The 21,304-nt window shown below is 73.7% G+C and carries 18 protein-coding genes; 8 read left to right on the top strand and 10 right to left on the bottom strand.

The genetic code is table 11. The features are described from left to right. The first annotated feature begins 15 nt into the window (after positions 1–15). On the top strand, positions 16–864 hold the full coding sequence (locus ACWD4U_RS05500; RefSeq protein ID WP_363451661.1) for a DMT family transporter: 849 nt from the start codon (positions 16–18) through the stop codon (positions 862–864). Between the two features lie 6 nt (positions 865–870). On the opposite strand, the gene ACWD4U_RS05495 is transcribed toward ACWD4U_RS05500, so the two are convergent. From ACWD4U_RS05495 to ACWD4U_RS05485, 3 genes are all read right to left on the bottom strand, one after another. Next, the gene (locus ACWD4U_RS05495) at positions 871–1,383 is read right to left on the bottom strand and encodes a hypothetical protein (RefSeq protein ID WP_363451663.1); all 513 of its coding nucleotides are present in this window, start codon (positions 1,381–1,383) and stop codon (positions 871–873) included. A 4-nt stretch (positions 1,384–1,387) separates the two neighbouring features. Then, complete coding sequence (locus ACWD4U_RS05490; RefSeq protein WP_363451665.1) at positions 1,388–2,725, bottom strand: AAA family ATPase; 1,338 nt, start codon at positions 2,723–2,725, stop codon at positions 1,388–1,390. A 92-nt stretch (positions 2,726–2,817) separates the two neighbouring features. Continuing rightward, complete coding sequence (locus ACWD4U_RS05485) at positions 2,818–4,233, bottom strand: aminotransferase-like domain-containing protein (RefSeq protein WP_363451667.1); 1,416 nt, start codon at positions 4,231–4,233, stop codon at positions 2,818–2,820. A 44-nt stretch (positions 4,234–4,277) separates the two neighbouring features. Between ACWD4U_RS05485 and ACWD4U_RS05480 the strand changes: the two genes are divergently transcribed. Beyond that, positions 4,278–5,285 carry a DMT family transporter gene (locus tag ACWD4U_RS05480; protein WP_363451669.1) on the top strand — a complete coding sequence of 336 codons (1,008 nt, stop codon included), beginning with the start codon at positions 4,278–4,280 and terminating at the stop codon, positions 5,283–5,285. Here ACWD4U_RS05480 and ACWD4U_RS05475 read toward each other — a convergent pair. The 3 genes from ACWD4U_RS05475 to ACWD4U_RS05465 all read right to left on the bottom strand — a co-directional run bounded on the left by ACWD4U_RS05475 (position 5,264) and on the right by ACWD4U_RS05465 (position 8,507). Next, positions 5,264–5,749 (bottom strand): hypothetical protein, encoded by a 486-nt coding sequence (locus tag ACWD4U_RS05475; RefSeq protein WP_363451671.1) that lies wholly within the window; start codon positions 5,747–5,749, stop codon positions 5,264–5,266. The two genes, ACWD4U_RS05480 and ACWD4U_RS05475, sit on opposite strands and share 22 nt — an antisense overlap. 547 nt (positions 5,750–6,296) lie before the next feature. Further along, on the bottom strand, positions 6,297–7,388 hold the full coding sequence (locus ACWD4U_RS05470; RefSeq protein ID WP_363451673.1) for a sugar ABC transporter substrate-binding protein: 1,092 nt from the start codon (positions 7,386–7,388) through the stop codon (positions 6,297–6,299). Between the two features lie 162 nt (positions 7,389–7,550). Continuing rightward, a complete protein-coding gene (locus tag ACWD4U_RS05465) occupies positions 7,551–8,507 on the bottom strand; it encodes an EamA family transporter (protein WP_363451675.1) in 957 nt (318 codons plus the stop codon). Between the two features lie 274 nt (positions 8,508–8,781). Here ACWD4U_RS05465 and ACWD4U_RS05460 point away from each other — a divergent pair, with 274 nt between their 5' ends. Both ACWD4U_RS05460 and ACWD4U_RS05455 read left to right on the top strand, forming a co-directional pair. After that, complete coding sequence (locus tag ACWD4U_RS05460; RefSeq protein ID WP_363451677.1) at positions 8,782–10,233, top strand: lipase maturation factor family protein; 1,452 nt, start codon at positions 8,782–8,784, stop codon at positions 10,231–10,233. Between the two features lie 253 nt (positions 10,234–10,486). Further along, entirely contained in the window at positions 10,487–12,583 is a 2,097-nt protein-coding gene (locus ACWD4U_RS05455; RefSeq protein WP_363451679.1) for a hypothetical protein, read from the top strand. A 74-nt stretch (positions 12,584–12,657) separates the two neighbouring features. Here the strand turns inward: ACWD4U_RS05455 and ACWD4U_RS05450 are convergent, their stop codons facing one another. After that, the gene (locus tag ACWD4U_RS05450; protein WP_363451751.1) at positions 12,658–13,179 is read right to left on the bottom strand and encodes a MarR family winged helix-turn-helix transcriptional regulator; all 522 of its coding nucleotides are present in this window, start codon (positions 13,177–13,179) and stop codon (positions 12,658–12,660) included. A gap of 31 nt (positions 13,180–13,210) precedes the next feature. Here ACWD4U_RS05450 and ACWD4U_RS05445 point away from each other — a divergent pair, with 31 nt between their 5' ends. Next, complete coding sequence (locus ACWD4U_RS05445) at positions 13,211–14,131, top strand: EamA family transporter (RefSeq protein WP_363451681.1); 921 nt, start codon at positions 13,211–13,213, stop codon at positions 14,129–14,131. On the opposite strand, the gene ACWD4U_RS05440 is transcribed toward ACWD4U_RS05445, so the two are convergent. The 3 genes from ACWD4U_RS05440 to ACWD4U_RS05430 all read right to left on the bottom strand — a co-directional run bounded on the left by ACWD4U_RS05440 (position 14,088) and on the right by ACWD4U_RS05430 (position 17,160). Continuing rightward, entirely contained in the window at positions 14,088–14,828 is a 741-nt protein-coding gene (locus ACWD4U_RS05440; RefSeq protein WP_363451683.1) for an SDR family oxidoreductase, read from the bottom strand. The genes ACWD4U_RS05445 and ACWD4U_RS05440 overlap by 44 nt on opposite strands. Before the next feature lie 122 nt (positions 14,829–14,950). Beyond that, the gene (locus tag ACWD4U_RS05435; RefSeq protein ID WP_363451685.1) at positions 14,951–15,412 is read right to left on the bottom strand and encodes a nucleoside deaminase; all 462 of its coding nucleotides are present in this window, start codon (positions 15,410–15,412) and stop codon (positions 14,951–14,953) included. Positions 15,413–16,074: 662 nt separating this feature from the next. After that, entirely contained in the window at positions 16,075–17,160 is a 1,086-nt protein-coding gene (locus ACWD4U_RS05430) for a DUF5937 family protein (RefSeq protein WP_363451687.1), read from the bottom strand. Between the two features lie 100 nt (positions 17,161–17,260). Here ACWD4U_RS05430 and ACWD4U_RS05425 point away from each other — a divergent pair, with 100 nt between their 5' ends. The 3 genes from ACWD4U_RS05425 (at position 17,261) to ACWD4U_RS05415 (ending at position 21,266) form a co-directional block, all read left to right on the top strand. Next, on the top strand, positions 17,261–18,526 hold the full coding sequence (locus tag ACWD4U_RS05425) for an MFS transporter (protein ID WP_363451689.1): 1,266 nt from the start codon (positions 17,261–17,263) through the stop codon (positions 18,524–18,526). Between the two features lie 565 nt (positions 18,527–19,091). Further along, positions 19,092–20,006: an EI24 domain-containing protein gene (locus ACWD4U_RS05420; RefSeq protein ID WP_363451691.1), complete on the top strand. Its 915-nt coding sequence runs from the start codon at positions 19,092–19,094 to the stop codon at positions 20,004–20,006. 27 nt (positions 20,007–20,033) lie between these two features. Beyond that, the gene (locus ACWD4U_RS05415) at positions 20,034–21,266 is read left to right on the top strand and encodes a cytochrome P450 (protein WP_363451693.1); all 1,233 of its coding nucleotides are present in this window, start codon (positions 20,034–20,036) and stop codon (positions 21,264–21,266) included. The last annotated feature ends 38 nt before the right edge of the window (positions 21,267–21,304 follow it).

The raw sequence follows: 21,304 nt of genomic DNA, 5'->3' as shown, positions 1-21,304 counted from the left end.
TTTCGAGGGGGAAGCGTGAGTCCTGTCGCCGTCCCGGTCGTGGTGCTGGCCGCGGCCCTGCTGCACGCCGTGTGGAACGCCCTGGTGCACGGGGTGCGCGACCGGCTGGCCGGCGTCGCCCTGATGAACGGCGTCTTCGTGGTCTGCGGGCTGGCGATGGCGCCGTTCTTCCCGCTGCCCGGGTCGGCCGTGCTCCCGTACATGCTGGGCTCGGCCGCCCTCCAGGTCGGCTACCAGCTGCTGCTGGCCCGGGCGTACGAGCTCGGCGACTTCGGGCAGATGTACCCGATCGCCCGCGGCACCTCCCCGGCGGTGGTCGCGCTGCTCGCCGTCACCGTCCTGCACCACACGATGCCGCCCGGCAAGCTCGTCGCCGTCGCCGTCATCTCGCTCGGCCTCGCCGGGCTCACCCTGGTCGGCGGCGTCCCCGGCCGCGCCCAGCTCCCGGCGCTGGCCGCCGCGTTCGGCAACGGCGTGCTGATCGCCGGATACACCGTGGTCGACGCCGGCGGGGTCCGGGCCGCCTCCAGCGCGGGCGGCTACATCTCCTGGATGTTCGTGGTCCAGGGCCTCGCCGTGCTCGCCGCGGTCACCGCCGTCCGCGGCCGCACCCTGCTGCCCGCGCTGCGCGAGGGCCGCGCCGTCGGCGTGGTCGGCGGCCTGATGTCGCTCACCGCCTACGGCCTGGTGGTCTGGGCGCAGACCGTCGGCGACCTCGCCACCATCGCCGCGCTGCGCGAGACCAGCATCGTGATCGCCGCCCTGATCGGCACCCTCGTCCTGCGCGAACGCCTCGGCACCCTCCGGCTCGCCGCCAGCGCCACCGTCCTGACCGGCATCGCCCTGCTGGAGCTGGCGCACTGAGGGCGGTCAGGGCCTGGGCAGTTCCGCCCATGTGCCCATCGTCGTCTCCAGGGTCCAGATCCTGACGTCGGCCTGTACCCGGGAGGCGAACAGGTCGCGTTCCGCCACGATGGCCAGGTCGCCGGTGCCGAGTTGCTGTCGCACCGCGTGCTCCAGCAGGTCCATACCGGTGCTGCCGCCGTCGCAGAGGGCGCGGAGGAAGGTCCGGTCCCAGGTCCGCTCGTGGAAGACCCAGGGGGCCTCACCGTCGGCGGTGCGGCGGAGGACGGTCATGAACTGCTTGGCCCGGTCGCGGCGCGCCGCTCCGTCCTTGATCTGGAAGATGTGGTTGCCCGTCTCGACCACGGTCGTCGTCGGCAGAACGAACCGCACTCCGGCCCCGTTTCGGGCAGTCATCTCCGCTACGACCGCGTCGTGGTGAGCATTGAGGTGCGGAACGTTCAGGATCTCCACGAACACCGAGGTGTCCAGGAAGTCGACGACGGGCAGTCGGAGGCCAGGCGCGCGCTTGGGAGTCACGGGCTCACAGGCTCCTCAGGAAATCCTTGACACCTTCGGACGGGACACGGGGCTGGAGGGCGTCCGGGAGCCGGTTCTTGGTCACGGCGTCGCCCAGGTCCCCGGCGGCCAGCAGGTCGATGTAGCCGGGTAGGTCTGTCAGTCGGGTGAGGACGCTCTCGCCGGACTCGGGATCGCGGGTACACACCACGACGCCCGAATGGTCCTGGGCATCAAGGGAGTTGAGCAACGCTGGACTGTGTGTGGTGAACAGCACGTCGATGCTGCGCTGCTTCGACTCCTCCTTCATCAGTTGCAGCACCCGGGCCGCCTGCGTCGGGTGCAGGCCGTTCTCGATCTCCTCGATCACCAGGTGCCGCTGCGCCGCCTCCGGGTCGTCCGTCGAGACGGGGGCACTGAGCAGGGCGGTGCCGAAGGCCAGGAAACGAAGCATGCCATCGCTGAGCAGCCGCGCGGGCACGTCGTGCTCGCTGCCGTGGTAGCCGGCCTCGCGGAGGACGAGCTGGACGTCGCCGAGGGTGGTGTCGACGCTGCTGATGCCGCGGACCGGGTATTCGGGCATTCCGGCCACCAACTCGGTGAGCCGGTCGAAGGCGGTCGGATCGGCCTGTCGCAGGTGGACCGCAACAGCGCTCAAGTTGTCGGCGCTGCGGCGGAGTTCCGTATCCCTGGCGTTGACGTAACGCCTCATCAGATGGGGGACCGGGTCGAGCAGGAACACCTCGCGCAGGACTGCCAGGACGTCCTGTGCCGACTGGTGAACGACCTTTGCCGCTTCGGTGGTCACCGGCAGCCGTACAGGGATCTGACTGGTCAGCAGCCGGTCGGATGTGAAGGGGATACCGGGGTCCAGGCCGTCGCCGCGTCTGCCGGCAAACCAACGGACGTTGAAATCGCTGCGACGGGGGTCGAGTGGGTCGCTCGTCAGCAGGGCCCGACCGGCGGCGAGTCGGCGGTTGCCGTAGCGCACGCCTTCGACTGCGACCAGTTCCTCCCGGACGATGCGGACCTCGGGGCGGACCGCGATCTCCACGTCCAAGTCGTAGACCGCCTGTCCGGCCCGGACCCGGCAGCCAAGCCGGAAGCCGTCCTGTCCCAGCGGGGCGCAACCTTCGGCGCCGCCGCGGATCGGTTCCTCGCCGCCGGCGCGGGGGGCATCCAGGACGTCACGCACGGGCTCTCCGGTGGCCAGGCGGGAGAGCACCAGGAGCGCGTCCAGGGCGTTGGACTTGCCGCTGCCGTTGCGTCCGATCAGCACGGTGAGGTCCTGGAGCGGCAACCGCTGATCGGTGAAGCTCTTGAAGGAGGTCAGCCGGACCTCCTCCAGGCGGGGAGTCTCCACCGCGCACCTCTTTCGTCCGTTCAACACCGAGCGACGTCCTCGGCCCAGCTAAGCAGTCGATCTTGCGCTCCGTCCAATACCGGGCCGCCGGGTCAGCTCAGGGACTCCACGGCGGTGGCGAGGCGGTGGGCGGCTTCGGTGAGTTGGGGGCGGGTCTCGGCGTAGCCGAGGCTGAGGCGGATGCGGGGGGTGGGCTCGGCGGTGAAGTAGGCCGGGCCGGGGGAGACGGCGAGGCCGTGGCGGAGCGCGGCGGCGGTGAGGGCGTGCGGGTCGAGGTGGGACGGGAGGGGGAGCCAGAGGTGGAAGCCGCCGTAGGGGAGGCGGGCCGGCAGCAGGCTCGGGGCCCGGTGTTCGAGCGCGGTGGCGAGCAGGTGCCGCCGGTCCGCCAACTCGCGTGCCACGAACCGCAGATGGCGCGGCCAGTCGGGCGAGGTGACCAGCTCGAGCGCGGCCTCCTGGAGCGGACGCGGGACGAAGAACGTGTCCACCGCCTGGACGGTGCGCAGCCGGGCGAGCGCGGGACCGCGGGCGGCCAGCGCGGCCACCCGCAGGCTCGGTGACGCGGGCTTGGTGAGCGAGCGGACGTGCACCACGACGCCGTCGGGGTCGTCCGCGGCCAGCGGCGGCGGCAGTTCGGGCGCGTCCGCGTGCACCAGCCGGCGGGCGTAGTCGTCCTCGACCACGAACGCCCCGGCCTGCTTGGCGGCGGCCAGCACCGCGCGCCGGCGCTCCGGCGGCAGGACGGTGCCGGTGGGGTTCTGGAACAGCGGCTGGCAGACGAAGAGGCGGGCCCCGCTGACCGCGAAGGCCTCGGCGAGGCGCTCGGGCCGCACGCCGTCCTCGTCGACCGGCACCGGGACCGGCCGCAGGCCCGCGGCGCGGGCGATCGCCAGCAGCCCGGGGTAGGTGGGGGACTCCACCAGGACCGGGGCGCCGGGCGGGGCGAGCGAGCGCAGCGCGGTGGACAGCGCGGACTGGCCGCCGGCCGCGATCAGCACCTCGGCCGCGGTGACGCCGCCGCCGATGTCACGGGCGAACCAGCCGCGCAGTTCCGGAAGCCCGTCCAGCGGCGGGCGGCCCCAGGCGCCGGGCCGGCGGGCGGCCCGGGCGAGGGCGGTGCCGAGCGCCTTCTCCGGCAGCAGCGAGGGGTGCAGGTAGCCGCTGTTGAGGTCGATCACCTCGGTCGGCGGCTGGGCCAGCGCAGCCAGTACCCCGGAGGCGTCCACCACCCGGGAGGGCGGGGCGCCGGCCTCCGCGCTGAGCGCCACCTCCTGCCAGGAGAAGTCGCCCTGCGGCGCGGGCGCCGGCCGCTGCTCGGCGCGGAAGACGCCGGTGCCCGGGCGGGAGACCAGCAGGCCCTCGGCGACCAGTTCGCGGATCGCCCGGGACACCGTCACCGGGCTCACCCGGTAGCGGTCCACCAGGTCCCTGCTACTCGGAATCCGGTCACCTGGCGAGTAGCGCACGACCAGCGCGCGGAGGGTTCCGGTCAGCTCCTGCACGCCCATTGACAGCCCTTTCGACAGACGGAGGGTAACTGTTATCGTCAGACATGTCAGCCCACAGTAGCGCTATCGCCCGTCAATCAGTAGCACTCACCGGCACCGCACAGGCCGCGCTCGGGGTGCTCTCCTTCTCGTTCTCCTTCCCCGCCACCGCCTGGGCCCTGCAGGGCTTCGGCCCGTGGACGGTCACCGGACTGCGCGGAGTGCTCGCCGCGCTGATCGCCGCGGTCTGCCTGGCCGCCTCCGGGGTCCGGATACCCCCGCGGGCCACCTGGCCCGGCCTCGCCGCCGTCGCCCTCGGGTGCGCCGTCGGCTTCCCGCTGCTCACCACCCTGGCCCTGAAGACCTCCTCCACCGCGCACTCCGCCGTGGTGATCGGGCTGCTCCCGCTGGGCACCGCCGCGGTCGGCGCGTGGCGCACCAAGGCCCGGATGTCGCGCGCCTTCTGGTGGGCGGCGCTGGCCGGCGCGGCGGTGGTGGTCGCCTTCACCGTCCAGCAGAGCAACGGCAACGGCCTCACCACCGCCGACCTGTACCTGTTCGGCGCGCTGGTGGTCTGCGCGATCGGCTACGCGGAGGGCGGGCGGCTGGCCCGGGTCATGCCCGGCTGGCAGGTGATCGCCTGGGGCGTGGTCGCCGCGCTGCCGATCACCGCCCTGACCGGCGGCCTCGCCCTCGCTGCCGAGCCCGTGCACTGGAACTGGCACGGCCTGGCCGGGCTCGGCTACCTGGCCGCGATCTCCCAGTTCGGCGGCTTCGTGGTCTGGTACCGCGGCATGGCTGCCATCGGCGTGCCCCGAGCCGCCCAACTCCAGCTCGCCCAGCCGCTGTTGACGCTCTGCTGGGCGGTCCTGATCCTCGACGAGACGCTGCCCGCCATCGCCGTCCCCACCGCCCTCGCCGTGGTGGCCTGCATCGCCGCCACTCAGCGCGCGGCCCGCGCCAAGGCTCCGGCCGGATCCGCGGTCCGCGCGTCGGGCCGGCAGCCCTCGTCAGCGGCGGCGGACCGGCCGGAGCTCCACGAGCACGCCGGTCAGACGCAGACCCGGCAGTAGAGGTGTTGCCGGGCGGTGCGGGCCCGCCGGGCCAGCAGCGCCAACTCCTTGATCAGCGGACGCAGCTCGTCGGGTTCGACGGGCTGCAGTTCCGCCGTCCGCGCCCAGCGCTCGGCCAGCTCCGGCAGGTCCGAGGCGCGGATCCCCGCCAGGGTCTCCCGGACGTCGTCGGCCAGCTCCATCACCCACGGGCCGGTCACCCACGGGTCGTCCTCCGCGAACGCCGCCGTGGCCCCCTCCGCCCACGGCTGCGGCCCGACCGGCCAGACCGGACGCGCCGCCACCAGCCCCGCCTCGAACGGCACCTCGCGCGCGGCGGCGACCAGCCGCCCGAGCACCACGATCGGGTCGATCCCCTTCGCCTCGACCAGGTCGAACGCCTTCGACGGCTGCTCGTCGCTCGTCAGCACCTTGACCACCGACGCCTCGTCCGTCGCCCGGAAGTAGTCCGTCAGCACACCCATTGGCTCATCCCCTCCGCCAAGCACACCAGGGCCACCAGTGGACCACGGACGGTCGACGCCCCGTCAGGTGGCCTCCGGTGCATCGCTGAGACGGGCCGGGGCGACGGAACGGCTCGGCGGCTCGGCGGCTCGACGGCGTGCGGGGGGTCGCCGAGCTGGAGGTGGGCCTCCGCGTCGAGTTCCCGGGCCATGGCCTCCATCGCGTCGTCGCCGAGCTCCTGGGCGGTCCGGACGAGCTCCCCGGCGACCTCCCGCGCCTCCTCCCAGCGCCCGCCGTGCGCAGGTCGAGGCCGAGCAGCCGGCTGGAGACGGCCTCGTTCGCCCGTTCCCCGGCCCAGGCGGCGACGGACTCGGCGGCCCGGCCCACGCGCCGGAGTGCGGAAGACCTCGATGCTCCGCCGGTAGGAGTCCAGGCTCGGCGCGGCCTCCTCCAGGGCCTGCCGGGGACGGCCTGCGGCCTGATGATGCGTCGAACGTCGTGGTCGGGCGTCCGGGGGAGCTCCACCGCGCGGCACCCCCGCACAAGGTGTCGCGCGGTGGGCTCCGGCTAGTAGGTGCCGGGGATGCCGGCCGCCTTGCAGGCCGCGGCGTACTGCGGGGTGCAGACGTCGGCGGCCTTGTAGAGGCCGCCCGCGATGACCGTGTCGGCCACCTTGGCCTTGGTGACCACGATGGGGGTGAGCAGCATCGAGGGGATCTCGTCGCCCTTGGAGGTGGTGATGGTGGAGGCGACGGAGGTGACGTCGAGTCCCTTCACCAGGTACACGGCGATGTTGGCGGCGGCGTCGGCCTCGGGGCGGTACGGCTTGTAGATGGTGTACGCCTGCTCGCCGGTGAGGATCCGTCGGACGGCCTCCAGCGAGGCGTCCTGGCCGCCGACCGGGACGTCGGTGCGGCCCGCCTTGTGCAGGGCGTCGATGATCGAGCCGGCCATGCCGTCGTTGGCGGAGTAGACGGCCTGGAAGCCGTTCTTGCCGAGCTTGGAGATGGCGTCGTTGACCTTCTCGGCGGCCACGTCGGGCTTCCACTCGCCGGACTGCTCGTAGGCGACCCGCTTGACCTTGCCGTCCAGCGCCTTGTGCGCGCCGGCCTTGAAGTCGGCGGCGTTGGGGTCGGTCTCGGCGCCGTTGATCATCACGACCTCGGCCCCGGCGGCCTTGTTGCCGAGCGCCTCGATCAGCGCCTGGCCCTGGAGCTCGCCGGTGCGCTGGTTGTCGAACGAGATGTAGGCGGCGACCTTGCCGGCGGCGAGGCGGTCGTAGGCGATCACCTTGGCGCCCTTCTTGGCGGCGGCCTCCACCCACGGTCCGGTGACGGCGGCGTTCACCGGGTCGAGCAGGATCACCTTGACGCCGCGCGACAGCAGGGCGTCGAACTGCTCCTTCTGGACCTTCTCGTCGCCGTCCGCATTGGCGTAGTCGAGGCTGCACCGGGTGCACAGTCCGGTCACCGCAGCCTCGATCATCGGCTTGTCGAACGCCTCGTACCGGGTGGAGGACGAGCGCTCGGGCAGCAGCAGACCGATCGCCTGGTTGGAGGCCGAGGACGACTTCGGCTGGTCGCTGCCGCAGGCGGCGAGCGACAGCGTCATCGAGACCGCGGCGGTGCCGATCACGAGCCGACGGGTCTTTGCGTTCATGGTGGGTGGTGCCTCCCTGACAGCGCCGCGTCCCTGCGGCGAGGTGAAGGGGAGTCAAGCGTCACCCTCAATGTGTCGTCAAGAAGTAAATCATCGCTTGGGACGAATCGACCAAGTCGTTACCTTCTTGAATGTAAGTTGCAGCCGTCCATCGGCCCCGGCTCAGCGCTCGTTGCGTGCCACCAGGAACACCCCGGCGACCACGATCGCGCCACCGAGCGCGATCGGCCAGGTCAGCGGCTCGGCCAGGACCAGCCAGCCGAGGAACACCGCGACCACCGGGTTCACGTAGGCGTAGGTGGCGACCAGCGGCAGCGGTGCGCGCTGCAGCAGCCAGGCGTAAGACGTGAACGCGACAATCGAGCCGAAGACGATCAGGTACGCCAGCGCGACCCAGGAGCGGGTGGAGACCGCCGCCGGGTCGAAGCCGCGCGGCTCGTGGCGCAGCAGCGCGACCACCAGCGCGCCGACCGCGCCGGCCAGCATCTCGTACACGCTGGCCACGAACGGGTCGGCGGGCATCGGCAGGCGGCCCGCCAGGAACGAACCGAACGCCCACACCACGGCCGCGCCCACCACGACCAGCAGGCCCGACAGTTCGACCTCGCCGCTCAGGCCGGGCGCGGTGAGCACCGCAAGCCCGACCAGGCCGACCAGCACCCCGGCCAGCGTGGCCCGCCCGGTGCGCTGCCCGGTCAGCCGGCGCAGCAGCACCACCCACAGCGGCACGCTGGCCACCAGCAGCGCGGCCAGCCCGGACGGCACCGAGCGTTCGGCCAGCACCACCAGCCCGTTGCCGCCGACCAGCAGCAGCACGCCGACCAGCACCGCCGAGCCGAGTTGACGCGGCGTCACCCGCAGGACGCCCCAACCGCGTCGGGCCACCAGCGCCGCCGCCAGCAGGACGCCCGCGGCCGCGAACCGCATCGCCCCGGACAGCAGTGGCGGCAGGGTCTCCACCGTCACCCGGATCGCCAGGTAGGTCGAGCCCCACACCACGTACACGATGCCGAGCGCCGCCCAGACCGCACCGCCGAGACCCGGGCGGGCGTCGGCGGGAGTGACGACGGAGGGCGGGGTACCGGGGTCGGTCGCCGACCGCGGGGACGGGGCGGACATGTGCGTCTCCTTGCGTTGGTGCTGACAGGGTGTTCGGCGGAATGACACCACATTCCGCCGCCCGGCGACAGGGAGTCCGTCCCGCGGACCGGTGGGCGGCGGCTCCGCAGTCCGCGCCGGGGCCGCCCACCCCGCGCCGGAGCCCCGCGCGCCGCGCCGGACAGGGCCGACCGGATGAACCGGCGCACCACCGCGGCCCGCGGCCGGGCGGCCCGGGTGCGCCGGATGGTAGGCATGGGGGCGGATTCGAGCAGCCGACCCGAGGAGCGGCCGGATGTCGTGGTTCGCCGCCCCCGAGTACCGGCTCGCCCGCGAGCTGTTCCAGCGCCTGCTCGCCCTCGTCTACCTGTGCGGATTCCTCGGCGCCGCCCGGCAGTTCCGCGCCCTGCTCGGCGCCGACGGGATGCTGCCGATCCCGCGCTACCTGGCCCGCACCCCGTTCCGCCGCGCCCCGAGCCTGTTCCAGTGGCACTACAGCGACCGCCTCTACGCCACCGTCGCCTGGACCGGCGCCGCGCTGTCCGCCGCCCTGCTGGCCGGCGCGGCGAACCACCTGCCGCTCGGCGCCGCGATGGCGCTCTGGGCGCTGCTCTGGGCGCTCTACCTCTCACTCGTCAACGTCGGCCAGACCTGGTACGCCTTCGGCTGGGAGTCCCTGCTGCTGGAGGCCGGCGCGCTGGCCGTCCTGCTCGGCAACTCCCGCACCGCCCCGCCGGTCCTGGCGATGTGGCTGCTGCGCTGGCTGCTGTTCCGGGTCGAGTTCGGCGCCGGACTGATCAAGTGGCGCGGCGACCCCTGCTGGCGGCGGCTCACCTGCCTCTACTACCACCACGAGACCCAGCCGATGCCCGGACCGCTCAGCTGGTTCTTCCACCACCTGCCCCGCCCGTTGCACAAGGTCGAGGCCGCCGCCAACCACTTCGTCCAACTCGTCGTCCCGTTCGGCCTGTTCCTCCCGCAGCCGTACGCCACCACCGCGGCCCTGCTGATGATCGCCACCCAGCTGTGGCTGGTCGCCTCCGGCAACTTCGCCTGGCTGAACTGGCTCACCATCGCCCTGGCCCTCGCCGTCCTCGACACCCGCACCCTGCGCCGGGTGCTCCCGGTCGCCGCCGACCCCCACTACCCGCCGCAACCCGCGTGGTACCAGGCCCTGGTGGCCGCCTACACGCTGCTCGTACTGGTCCTCTCCTACCGCCCCGCCCGGAACCTGCTCTCCAGCCAACAGTTGATGAACTACTCGTTCGACCGCCTCCACCTGGTCAACACCTACGGGGCCTTCGGCTCGGTCAACCGGATCCGCCACGAGGTGGTCATCGAAGGCACCGCCGAACCCGCCGGGCGCGGCGGCTGGCAGGAGTACGGCTTCCACGGCAAACCCGGCGAACCGCGCCGCGCCCCGCGCCAGTTCGCCCCCTACCACCTGCGTCTGGACTGGCTGATGTGGTTCGCCGCGATCTCCCCGAGCTACGCCCGCAGCTGGTTCGCCGCGCTGCTCGCCCGGCTGCTCGTCAACGACCCCGCCACCCTGCGGCTGCTGCGCCACAACCCGTTCCCCGACCGGCCGCCGGCCCTGGTCCGGGCCCGGCTCTACCGCTACCGCTTCACCGACGGACCGGAACTCCGCGACACCGGCGCCTGGTGGCGACGCGAGTACCTGCGCGAGTACCTGCCCGCCGTCGGCCTCCCCGAAGTCCGCCACCTCGCCCCCGGAGCCCACCGGTGACCCGCCCCAACTCCCGTACCCCGTCCGCCGACCATTCACCCGACCGCGTACTGTCAGTGCCGCCGCCTACCGTGCGGACCGGGCCGACCGGCCCGCGCCCGCCGCCACCGGTCCCACTCGGCCCGGCAATTCACGGGGGTCCGGTGCGTGCGTGCCTCGAACGCGCACCCGTATTCTGGCCTCCCGCGAGCACCAGCGCCGCGCCCACCCCACCCGCCCCGAACCCCGCCAACCGCCACGAACCGGACATCACATGACAGTGCGCTACCTGAACGACGCCGACGACTCCGCGTCCGACACCGCGTCCGACCCCGCGGCCGCGACGGACGGCGAGACCCGCCAGAGCACCCGTGAGGAGCTCGGCCGGTTCGCCGACCAGGGCGGCTTCACCCTCACTCCCGAGGCCAACCCCTGGCTGGAGGCCGCCGATACCCTCGGCGGGCCCGAGGACGCCCGGGCCGCCTCCACGGTCCTCGCCGAACTGCGCAGTCGCGACACCCGCGCCGTCGGCCAGGCCGCCAACGCCATCGCCGCCAAGGCCGGACTCCAGATCCCCGACACCCTCGGCGGCCTCACCACCCTGCTCGACCTGCTCCAGCGGGTCCACGCCACCTCCGCCGCCCTGCGCGCCGAGGTCTACGAGCAGGACCTCGCCGCGCTCGCCGCCGCCACCGGCAACGGCGCCTACCGCAAGTCCCAGGACGTCAAGCTCTCCTGGAACCGCCGCCGGGTCCTGCGCTCGCAGGCCCGCACCCTCACCACCACCGGTGCCCGCACCGGCCGCGCCGACCTGCACAACGCGCTGCTCGCGGCCGCCGCGGCCCACCGCGACTGGACGGCGCTCACCCCCGCCGGCACCACCGCCAAGCCCGCCGTCCCGGTCGACGGCGCCCTGCTCACCGAGACCGCCACCGTCGTCGAGTCCCTCGCCGACGCCGTCCGCTCGCTCGCCCGCCTCCTGCCCGAGCGCGCCCTCGACTCCCTCCCGCTCACCGAACTCGCCGACCTGGTCGACCGGCTGGCCGCGGACGAGGGCACCCTCTACCGCCTCTCCGCCCTCCGCCAGCTCCGCACCGAGCTCGCCGACCAGGGCCTCACCGAGCTCCTGGCCGAACTGACGGAACGTCAGGCCGACCGCGAGGCGGCCCTCGCCGCGTACGACCGCCACCACGCAGCCCGCACCGCGCTGGCCGCAGGCCCGCGACAGGCCGCAGACGAGGCGACCGAGACTGAGGACGACTCCGAGGCCACGGTCATCGACCTGGACGAGGTGGAGTCCGAGGAGGCCTCCGTCGAGGTCGAGGCTGAGGCTGAGACGGTTGCTGAGGTCGAGGCTGCCGTTGAGGAGGCCGAGGCCGAGGCTGAGGTCGAGACGGTTGCTGAGGTCGAGGCTGCCGTTGAGGAGGCCGAGGCTGAGGTCGAGACGGTTGCTGAGGTCGAGGCTGCCGTTGAGGAGGCCGAGGTCGAGACGGCCGCTGAGGTGTCTGTCGCCGAGGAGGCCGTGGTCGAGGTCGAGGTCGAGGCCGAGGCTGAGGGCGCCGAGACCGTGGCCGATCCCGAGCCGGAGGCCGAACCGGTCGCCGAGGTGCCTGTGGTCGAGGAGGAGGTGGAGGCTGCCGCCGAGGAGGCGGTGGTCGAGGCCGAGGCCGAGATCGAGGTTGCGGAGCCCGTGGTCGACGCCGAGCCGCAGGCCGTCGTTGTGGCGGAGGCCCCGGAGGCGCTCGCAGAGGCCGAGGCCGAGGCCGCTGCCGAGCCGGTGGCCGAGCCCGTCGCTGCCGCCGTGCCGTGGGCTGAGGTCGCGGCCGCGGAGGTCGCTGCCGCCGAGGTCGAGGCGGAGCCCGTCGTCGAGGCCCCGGTTGTCGAGGCCGTGGACGAGCCCGTCGTCGAGCCCGAGCCGGCCGCTGAGGCCGAGGCCCTGGTCGTCGAGGCCGAGGCCGAGGCCGAGCCCGTGGCCCCGGTTGCCGAGCCCGTCGTCGAGCCCGAGCCCGTGGCCGAGGCCCCGGTTGTCGAGGTCGTGAAGGAGCCCGTCGCCGCGGTCGAGCCGGTCGCCGCGGTCGAGGCCCCGGTCGCGGAGCCTCTCGCCGAGCCCGTTGCGGAGCCCGTCGCGGAGCCTCTCGCCGAGCCCGTCGCCGACTCCCGTCCGTCGAAGCCCGAGCTTGTCGCGGGGAAGCCGATCACCGGGTACTCCGCTGAGGAGCTGGTCTCGCTGGTGGCGTGGCTGGACTCGGACGGTGAGAAGCGCAGTGACGACGAGTTGCTGCGGGCGGCGATGAAGGAGCTCGGGTTCGCCCGGCTCGGGCCGCGGATCAAGGAGGCGCTGGGGGCCGCCGTGGCCACCGTGCGCGCCTGACGGTCGGTCGACCACCGTACGGGCAGCGCCCGTCGTTCCCGGACATCGCGCCGGGGCGGCGGGCGCTGTGCGTTTCAGGAGTCCGCGGGTCGCGGGGGTTCGAGGCGGTTCAGCCAGGTGGTGAGGAGGGATTCGAGCTCCGCGGCCTCGGTGGGGGAGAGGGTGGCGAGCAGGCGGTGCTCGTTGCGGATGTGGTCGGTGAAGGCCTGGTCGATGACGGAGCGTCCGGCCTCGGTGAGGGCGACGACGCGGCCGCGCCGGTCGGTGGCGGCGGGGCGGCGGGTGACCAGCCCGGCCCGTTCGAGGCGGTCGATGCGCTTGGTGATGGCGCCGGTGGTGACCATGGTGTGCGCCGCGAGTTCCCCGGGGGCCCGTTCGTAGGGGGCGCCGGCCCGGCGCAGGGTGGCCAGGACGTCGAACTCGCCCTCGCCGAGGCCGTACCGGGCGTAGACCGTGGTGAGTTCGCCGGTGAGCAGGGTGGCGACCCGGTGCAGGCGGCCGATCACGCCCTGGGGGGCGAGGTCCAGGTCGGGGCGTTCGCGCCGCCAGGCGGCCTGGATGCGGGCGACGTGGTCCATGGGCTCCATGGCACCCATCATATCTTCCATGGAAGCTATAATGTTTTCCATGGAAGCTACTTTCCGATGGGTCGCGGTGGCGGCGCTGGCCCCGGTCGCCTGGGGGGCCAACTACTACATCACGCACCGGTACCTGCCCGCCGACGCCCCGCTCTGGGGCGCCACCCTGCGCGCCCTGCCCGCCGGACTGCTGCTGCTCGCGCTCGCCCGCCGGTTGCCGCGCGGTGCCTGGTGGTGGCGCTCGGCGGTGCTGGGCGTGTTGAACTGCGCGGCGTTCTTCGTGCTGGTCTACCTGGCCGCGCAGTGGCTGCCCAGCGGCACCGCCGCGATGATCATGGCGCTCTCGCCGCTGGCGATGATGCTCAGCGCCCGCCTGCTGCTCGCCGAACGCCCGCACCCCGCCCGGCTGTTGGGCGGGGCGGTGGGCGTCGGCGGGGTGGCCGTGATGCTCGCGGACGGCGTCGGCGCGGGCGGCTTGCCCGGCGTCCTCGCCTCGACGGGAGCGCTGCTGGCCGCCTCGACCGGCTACGCGCTGGCCAAGCGGTGGTCCGACGGCACGCCCGTACTCGCCTCCACCGCTTGGCAGTTGACCATCGGTGGCGTTTTCCTGCTGCCGCTGGCGGGGGCGGTGGAGGGTCCGCCCCCGCGCGTGGACACCGTCGCGCTGCTGGCCTTCGGCTTCACCGCGCTGATCGCCACCGCGCTCGCCTTCCTGGCCTGGTTCGCGGGTCTGCGTCACCTGCCCGCCGGCACCGTCGGCCTGATCGGTCTGCTCAACCCGGTCACCGGCGTCCTGCTCGGCACGCTACTCGCGGCCGAACCGCTGGGACCGGCCCAACTGCTGGGCATGGCAATGGTGTTGGGTGGCATCGCGGTGGGCGTGCGGGCCGCGGGCGGTGGGCGCGGGCCGGTCGGGGAGCAGCCCGTCACGCGCCGAACCCTCCGTCGACGGCGATCGTCGCTCCGGTGAGGTAGCCGCCGTCCGGGCCGGCCAGGTGGGCGACGGTGGCGGCGATCTCGGCGGCCTCCGCGTACCGGCCGAGGGCGGTGAAGCCGGCGATCGCCGCCGCGTTCGGCCCGTCCGCCGGGTTGGCGTCGGTGTCGGTGGGGCCCGGCACCACCACGTTGACGGTGATCCCGCGGGGGCCGAGCTCGCGGGCCAGCCCCTTGGTCATGCCGGTCAACGCGGCCTTGCTCATCGCGTACAGCGCCAGCCCGGGGAAGACCGCCCGGTCGGCCACGTTGCTGCCGATGCTGATGATCCGTCCGCCGCCGTCCATGTGCCGCACCGCCGCCTGCGCCGCCACGAACGCCGCCCGCACGTTCACCGCCAGCGTCCGGTCCAGCTCCGCCAGGCCGACCTGCTCCAGTGGACCGGTCGGGAAGACCCCGGCATTGTTGACCAGCACGTCCAGTCGGCCGAGCGTCCTCGCGGCCTCGTCCACGGCGGCGGTCAGCTCCGCGGGCACCGCACTGTCGGCCCGGACGGCGACCGCCCGCCGACCGCCGTCCCGGATCCGCTCCGCCAACGCGGCAGCCTGCTCGGCCGAGTCCCGGTAGGTCAGCGCGACGTCCGCGCCCTCCGCGGCCAGCCGCAGCGCGATGGCGGCGCCGATGCCGCGGCTCGCACCGGTGATCAGGGCCACGCGTCCTTCGAGTCGATTCATGCCGTCGAGCCTCGCCGCGGCCCGGCAGCGGCGCTGGCGGTAATCCGACCTGGCGCTCGGCGCCCGCTACCGGCCGCTCGCGCGCACCCGGGCTCGGTGCGTCGCCGCACCGCGTCTGCCGGCTACGCCCCGATGTCCTCGTACCAGAGGTCGGGCCGGGCAGCGATGAACTCCCGCATCAGCGCCGTGCATTCGGCGTCGTCCAGCAGGGTGATGCCGACGCCGTGCGCGGCCAGCCACCCGTGGCCGCCGGTGAAGGTCGCGGACTCACCGACCACCACGTGCCCGATGCCGAACTGCCGGACCAGGCCGGAGCAGTACCAGCACGGCGAGAGCGTGGTGACCATGACCGTGTCCCGGTACCCGCGTAGCCGCCCGGCGGCGCGGAACGCGGCGGTCTCGGCATGCATCGACGGATCGCCGTCCTGGACCCGGCGGTTGTGACCCCGCCCCAGCAGCCGCCCGTCCCGATGGAAGAGCGCCGCCCCGATCGGGATCCCACCCTCCGCGAGCCCGGTCCGGGCCTCCGCCACCGCGACGGCCAGCCACTCCCTCGCCTGCTCCACCGTCACCTGAGGATCCATCAGGCCTCCGCCCGTTCCGCTCCGCTCCGCCGCGACGGCGCTTCCGCCGCCGATCATGCCCAGTCGCCGAGCCCGACAGCCCTGGAACGGGCCGGACTTCAGCCGACCAGGGGATCAAAAACGCCCGGAGCCGCCGCCCGTACCGGGGCTTGTTTCCCGTTCCTTCCGTGCCGGCATGCGGCGCTCGCTTTCCACTTGACTCCGTGTCGGCTCGCTCGCCGCAGGCGCTTCCGGCTCGGCGCTGTCGCGAGCCGACCGGTGCCTGAGCTTGTTTCCCATCCTCCCCGTGCCCCGCCCCTCCGCCGCAGGTGGGTTCAGCGCAGGACGGCGGCCGAGCAGGTCCGCCAGCCTGCGGCGCTCGCTTTTCACTTGACTCCGTGTCGGCTCGCTCGCCGCAGGCGCTTCCGGCTCGGCGCTGTCGCGAGCCGACCGGTGCCTGAGCTTGTTTCCCATCCTCCCCGTGCCCCGCCCCTCCGCCGCAGGTGGGTTCAGCGCAGGACGGCGGCCGAGCAGGTCCGCCAGCCTGCGGCGCTCGCTTTTCACTTGACTCCGTGTCATCTCGCTCGCCGCAGGCGCTTCCGGCTCGGCGCTGTCGCGAGCCGGCCGGTGCCTGAGCTTGTTTCCCATCCTCCCCGTGCCCGCCCCGTCCGCCGCAGGCGGGTTCAGCGTAGGACGGCGGCGAGGAGGTCCGCGCCGAGAGTGGTGGTTGTGGTGAGGTCGAGGGTGTAGTGGACGTAGCGGCCGCGGCGTTCGGTGGTGAGGAGGCCGGCGCGGCGGAGGGTGGCGACGTGGCGGGAGACTTCGGGGTCGGTGAGTTCCCAGGCGCGGGCGAGTTCGCCGGTGGTGTGCGGGCCGCGGGCCAGGGTGCGGACCAGGCGGAGCCGTACGGGGTGGGCGAGGGCGTCGAGGCGGAGGCGGACGGTCTCCAGCGAGACGGGCTCGGGGTGGTCGGCGCGGGCGACGGGGTACTGCACGACGGGCTGCCAGTCGGGCGCGTAGACGGCGACCAGGTGGGGGTGGCCGAAGACGGTGGGCAGGAAGGTGACCCCGCCGGGGCCGGCTTCGGTGGCGTTGTCCTGGAGCTTGTCGAGGACGAGCGAGCAGCCGTCCGCGCCGACGGCGATCGCGCTGGAGGCGGCGGCCATGGCCGCCCCCAGCCCCTGACGTCGCATCAGCTCGGTCTTGTCCCGCACGTCCTGCGCGAGTTGCGCGGCCGACCCGGGCCACGCGGCGTCGAAGAACGCCTCGGCGCACTGCTCCAGAGTCTCCCGAATCCGCGCCCGGACCGCCCCCGGGTCCGCCAACAGCCGTTCGGCGAAGGCTTCCTGGAGCGCGCCGCGAGCCTGCGCACGGTCCAGCGCGTCGGCCCGGGCGACGGGGTCGTGCAGCGGGGAGCGGCCGCCGAAGTGCAGTCGGTTGCTGCCGCAGGTGGTGACCAGGGCGGAGTGCGCGTAGCGGTCGTCGTCGATCAGGTCGACCTCGTCGAGCTCCTCGGCGAGGGTGGCGCGCGGCCTGGCCGGGACCAGGAAGTCGGCCCGCGAGGAACGCCACAGGAACTCCGCCTCGTGCAGCCGCTCGGCGAGTTCGGGGCGCAGCGCGGTGCGCACCCCGGCCGCCCAGCCGGCCAGCTGCGGGTGGTGGTCGGGAGCGGCCAGGACGTGCAGCATCGCGGCGAGTTCGGCGAGTGGCGAGACGGCGAAGCGGATCCGTTCGGACGCCGTGCCGGTGAGGTCGATGCGCAGGGTCACCCGGACATCCTCCCTGTTCGGACGGCATCCCCGAGCGTCGATTGACGGGAATCGTCAATCGACGTGACCGCGGTGCCGGCCGGGGCGCACGGTGTCCGCCATGACCACCGCGACGCCGGCCCCGACCCAGCCCACCCCCGACCACCGACCCACTCCCGACCACCGACCCGGTCCTGGCCACCGACCCAAGCCCGGCCATCGACCCACGCCCCGTCAACTGGTGCGCGCCTGCGGCGGACCGCGCTACGCCCTGGCGCTCGCCGTCGACGCCCTCGGCACCGGACTGCTCCGGCCGTTCCTGCTGCTGTACGGGATCACCGTGCTCGGCCTGTCCGCGTCGGCGACCGGCCTGGCGATGACGGTCGGCATCGTGGCGGGCCTGGCCTGCCTGCCGCCGCTGGGCCGTTGGCTGGACCGCGGCGCGCGCAGTACCGCGGTGGCCGCGTCGATGCTGGTGCGGGTGACGGGGGTGCTGGTGCTGCTGGCCGCGCCGGCCGGGGACGTGCCGCTGTTCACGCTGGCCGCGCTGCTGCTCGGCATCGGCAACCAGTCCTGGCCGGCGGCGCACGCCGCGCTGGTGGCGACCGTCAGCACCGGACGGCTGCGCGACGCGGCGCTGGCCGCGGGCCGTTCGGTGCGCAACGCGGGTCTCGGGGTCGGCGCGCTGCTGGCCACCGCCGCGGTCTCCGGCGGACCGTCGGCGATGCGGGTGCTGGCGGTGGCGTCCGGCGCGGGGTACCTGGCGGCGGGCCTGCTGGCCTGGTCGGTGCGGATCGCCGCCGACCCGACGCACCGTCAGGCCGCGGACGCGGGGCCCGCGCCCCGGATGGGTTCGTTGCTGCTCGCCAACGTGGTGTACGTCTTCTGCCTGAACGTGCCCGAGATCGCGGTCCCGCTGGTGCTGGTCACCCAGTTGCACGCCTCGCCGGTGTGGGCGGCGGTGGTGTTCGTCGCCAACACGGTGCTGGTGGTGGCCCTGCAGGTACCGGTGACCACCTGGACGGCCCGCTGGTCACGCGGCACGGTGCTGGCCGCGTCCGGGGTGGTGCTGGCCGCGAGCTACCTCGGCTTCCTGTTCGCCGCCGAGTTCGGCCCGGCGGCGGTCGCCCTGGTCTCCGTGCCGTGCACCCTCGGCGAGATCCTCTACGCGGGCAGCGCCACCGCCCTGGTCACCGCCCTCGCCCCACCCACCCTGCTGGGCCGGGCCCTGGCCCGCTTCCAACTCTCCACCGGCCTCGGCCTCGCCGTCTCCCCAGCCGCCATCACCACCCTGGCCGCCCAGAGCCCCACCACCCTCTGGACCACCCTCGCCGCCGCCACCGCCACCGCCTCAGCCACCGTCTGGCCCACCCGCACCCGCGCCTGACCCCTCCCACGGACCCTCCGGGGGCCGACGGATGGGAACCAGGTGAATTTCAGCCACGCCCACCCCCGCCCCCTCCGGGAAGAGCATCCGGGTGCGGCCACCCCCCAGACTCATCCACCTCACACCCCACCCCTCCGGGAGGAGCTTCGAGGCCGGCCCCCGCCCACTCTCCCTTGCCGATGCCCCCTCCGGGAGGAGCATCCGGGTGCGGCCACCCCCAGACTCATCCACCTCACACCCCACCCCTCCGGGAGGAGCTTCGAGGCCGGCCCCCGCCCACTCTCCCTTGCCGATGCGCCCTCCGGGAGGAGCATCTGGGCGCGGCCACCCCCTGACTCTTCCACCTCACACCCCACCCCTCCGGGAGGGGCTTCGAGGCCGGCCCCGTCCCACTCTCCCTTGCCGATGCGCCCTCCGGGAGGAGCATCTGGGCGCGGCCACCCCCTGACTCTTCCAACCACCCCCACCCCCTCCGGGAGGAGCCTCGAGGCCGGCCCCGTCCCACTCTCCCTCGCCAAAGTGCCCCTCCGGGAGGAGCGTCCGGGGCGGCGGCTAAGGTGCCGGAATGCGAGATTTCGGGGCGGGGCTGCGGTTCCTGGTCAACGGGCAGCGGTGGGCGGCGCGGCACGGCCGCTGGTGGGGCTTCGGGATGATCCCGGCGCTGATCACCCTGGTGGGTTACGTCGCGGTGCTCGCGGTGCTGATCGTCTTCGCGGGCGACATCGCCGACTGGGCCACCCCCTTCGCAGACGACTGGGCCTCCGCCTGGCGGGGAGCCCTGCGCATCGCGGTGGCACTGGCAGCCATCGGCGTCGGCGGCCTGCTCGCGATGGTGACCTTCACCGCCGTGACGCTGCTGATCGGCGAGCCGTTCTACGAGTCGCTCTCCGCGCAGGTGGAGGAGTCCGAGGGCGGCGGCCCCAACCCGCCCCGGGTGTCGCTGTGGCGGGAGCTGTGGGTGTCGGCCCGGGACAGCCTGGCGGTGCTGGTGCGGGTGGCGGCGATCGGGCTGGTGCTGTTCCTGTGCGGGTTCATCCCGGTGGTGGGGCAGACCGTGGTCCCGGTGCTCGGGATCTGTGTCTCCGGCTTCTTCCTGACCGCCGAACTGACCGCCACCCCGTTGCAGCGGCGCGCGATGGCCCGGCGCGAGCGCCTGCGACTGCTGCGCTCCCGGCTGTCGATGACGGTGGGCTTCGGCGCCGGACTGGCGCTGCTGTTCCTGGTCCCGGTGGTGACGGTGCTGGCGATGCCGGGGGCGGTGGCCGGGGCAACCCTGCTGGCCAGGGAGATCGCGCCGCGACCCGACGACGACCCCGAACACCCGGACGACCACGGCAACGACCACGGCAACGACCACGGCAACGACCACGGTCACGACCACGGTCACGACCACGGTCACGACAACAGCCACGACCACGACGACGATCAGTTCAACGGATCATCGCACGAAATCACGTTCCGCAAGGGCGACTTGACTTAGCGTCACCACCTGCGCCATAACCTCCCCATGGCCGCACCCGTACAGACCGCCCCGCACGACATCGATCTCGGTGACCCCGCGTTCTGGAGCCTGCCCGAGGAGCAGCGCGCCGCAGCGTTCGCGAAGCTGCGCGGCGCGGGCGGCCCGGTCCGCTTCACCGACCGGGCCACCGGACGGCCGTGCTGGGCCCTGGTCAGTCACGCCGACGTGATGACCGCCAGCCGTACCCCGGAGGTGTACCTCTCGGGGCCGGGCGTCACCACGCCCGAACCGGCGCGCTGGGTGCGGGCGGTGTTCGGCGACTCGATGGTCAACCTGGACGACCCCCGGCACGCCGACCTGCGTCGGGTGGTCGGCCGGGCCTTCACCCCCCGGCTGCTGGCCCGGATCGAGCAGGACATCCGGCAGACCGCCGTCCACCTGGTCGACCGGGTGGAGCGGGAGCGCCCGGAGGACTTCGTCGCCGCCGTCGCCGCGGAACTCCCGTACCAGGTGATCTGCTCGATGATGGGCATCCCCGAGGAGCAGCGCCGCCGCATCCTGGCCCGGATCAACCAGGCCTCCGAGCACACCGGCGTCGCCCGCAGCCGGCTGCGGGTCCCCGGGCGGGGGCTGCGGGCGCTCGCCGCGATGCAGCTGACCATCGCCGCGCTCGGCCGGGAGCGCCGGCGGCGGCCCACCGACGACCTGATCTCCGCCCTGGTCACCGCCGACGTGGACGGCCGCCGGCTGGACTCCCGCGAGCTCGGCGCGTTCTTCTCGCTGCTGCTGGTCGCCGGTGTGGAGACCACCCGAAACGCGCTCGCCCACGGCCTGCACCTGCTCACCGTCCACGCCGAGCAGCGCGCCCTGCTGCTCGGCGACCTGGACGCCCACCTGCCCGGCGCGGTGGAGGAGATCGTCCGGCACGCCACCCCGATCATCCAGTTCCGCCGCACCGTCGCCGTCGACCACCGCCTCGGCGGTGCCCGACTCGCCAAGGGCGACAAGGTGGTGCTGTTCTACGGCTCCGCCAACCGCGACGAGGCCGTCTTCACCGATCCCGACGCCTTCGACATCACCCGCTCGCCCAACCCTCACCTGGGCTTCGGCGGCGGCGGGCCGCACTTCTGCCTCGGCGCCCACCTCGCCCGCCAGGAGATGCGCACCCTGCTGCATGAACTCCTCACCCGGCTCCCCGACATCCGCTCCACCGCCGCCCCGGAGTTGATCCCGTCCTCCTTCGACCACCGCGTCCGCTCGCTGCGGTTCGCGTTCTGACGCGCCACCGCTTCCGCGCCGCGGACTAGGATCTGACG

It is taken from the genome of Kitasatospora sp. NPDC002522 (assembly GCF_053595195.1).
This window is presented reverse-complemented; position numbering and strand designations above follow the sequence as displayed.

Excerpts from the sequence above, each read along its gene's own strand:
- ACWD4U_RS05440 (WP_363451683.1), bottom strand. The coding sequence starts at position 14,828 with ATGAATCGACTCGAAGGACGCGTGGCCCTGATCACCGGTGCGAGCCGC.
- ACWD4U_RS05480 (WP_363451669.1), top strand. The coding sequence starts at position 4,278 with ATGTCAGCCCACAGTAGCGCTATCGCCCGTCAATCAGTAGCACTCACC.
- ACWD4U_RS05425 (WP_363451689.1), top strand. The coding sequence starts at position 17,261 with ATGACCACCGCGACGCCGGCCCCGACCCAGCCCACCCCCGACCACCGA.
- ACWD4U_RS05475 (WP_363451671.1), bottom strand. The coding sequence starts at position 5,749 with ATGGGTGTGCTGACGGACTACTTCCGGGCGACGGACGAGGCGTCGGTG.
- ACWD4U_RS05460 (WP_363451677.1), top strand. The coding sequence starts at position 8,782 with ATGTCGTGGTTCGCCGCCCCCGAGTACCGGCTCGCCCGCGAGCTGTTC.
- ACWD4U_RS05465 (WP_363451675.1), bottom strand. The coding sequence starts at position 8,507 with ATGTCCGCCCCGTCCCCGCGGTCGGCGACCGACCCCGGTACCCCGCCC.
- ACWD4U_RS05450 (WP_363451751.1), bottom strand. The coding sequence starts at position 13,179 with ATGGGTGCCATGGAGCCCATGGACCACGTCGCCCGCATCCAGGCCGCC.
- ACWD4U_RS05415 (WP_363451693.1), top strand. The coding sequence starts at position 20,034 with ATGGCCGCACCCGTACAGACCGCCCCGCACGACATCGATCTCGGTGAC.
- ACWD4U_RS05485 (WP_363451667.1), bottom strand. The coding sequence starts at position 4,233 with ATGGGCGTGCAGGAGCTGACCGGAACCCTCCGCGCGCTGGTCGTGCGC.
- ACWD4U_RS05420 (WP_363451691.1), top strand. The coding sequence starts at position 19,092 with ATGCGAGATTTCGGGGCGGGGCTGCGGTTCCTGGTCAACGGGCAGCGG.
- ACWD4U_RS05435 (WP_363451685.1), bottom strand. The coding sequence starts at position 15,412 with ATGGATCCTCAGGTGACGGTGGAGCAGGCGAGGGAGTGGCTGGCCGTC.
- ACWD4U_RS05445 (WP_363451681.1), top strand. The coding sequence starts at position 13,211 with ATGGAAGCTACTTTCCGATGGGTCGCGGTGGCGGCGCTGGCCCCGGTC.
- ACWD4U_RS05470 (WP_363451673.1), bottom strand. The coding sequence starts at position 7,388 with ATGAACGCAAAGACCCGTCGGCTCGTGATCGGCACCGCCGCGGTCTCG.
- ACWD4U_RS05455 (WP_363451679.1), top strand. The coding sequence starts at position 10,487 with ATGACAGTGCGCTACCTGAACGACGCCGACGACTCCGCGTCCGACACC.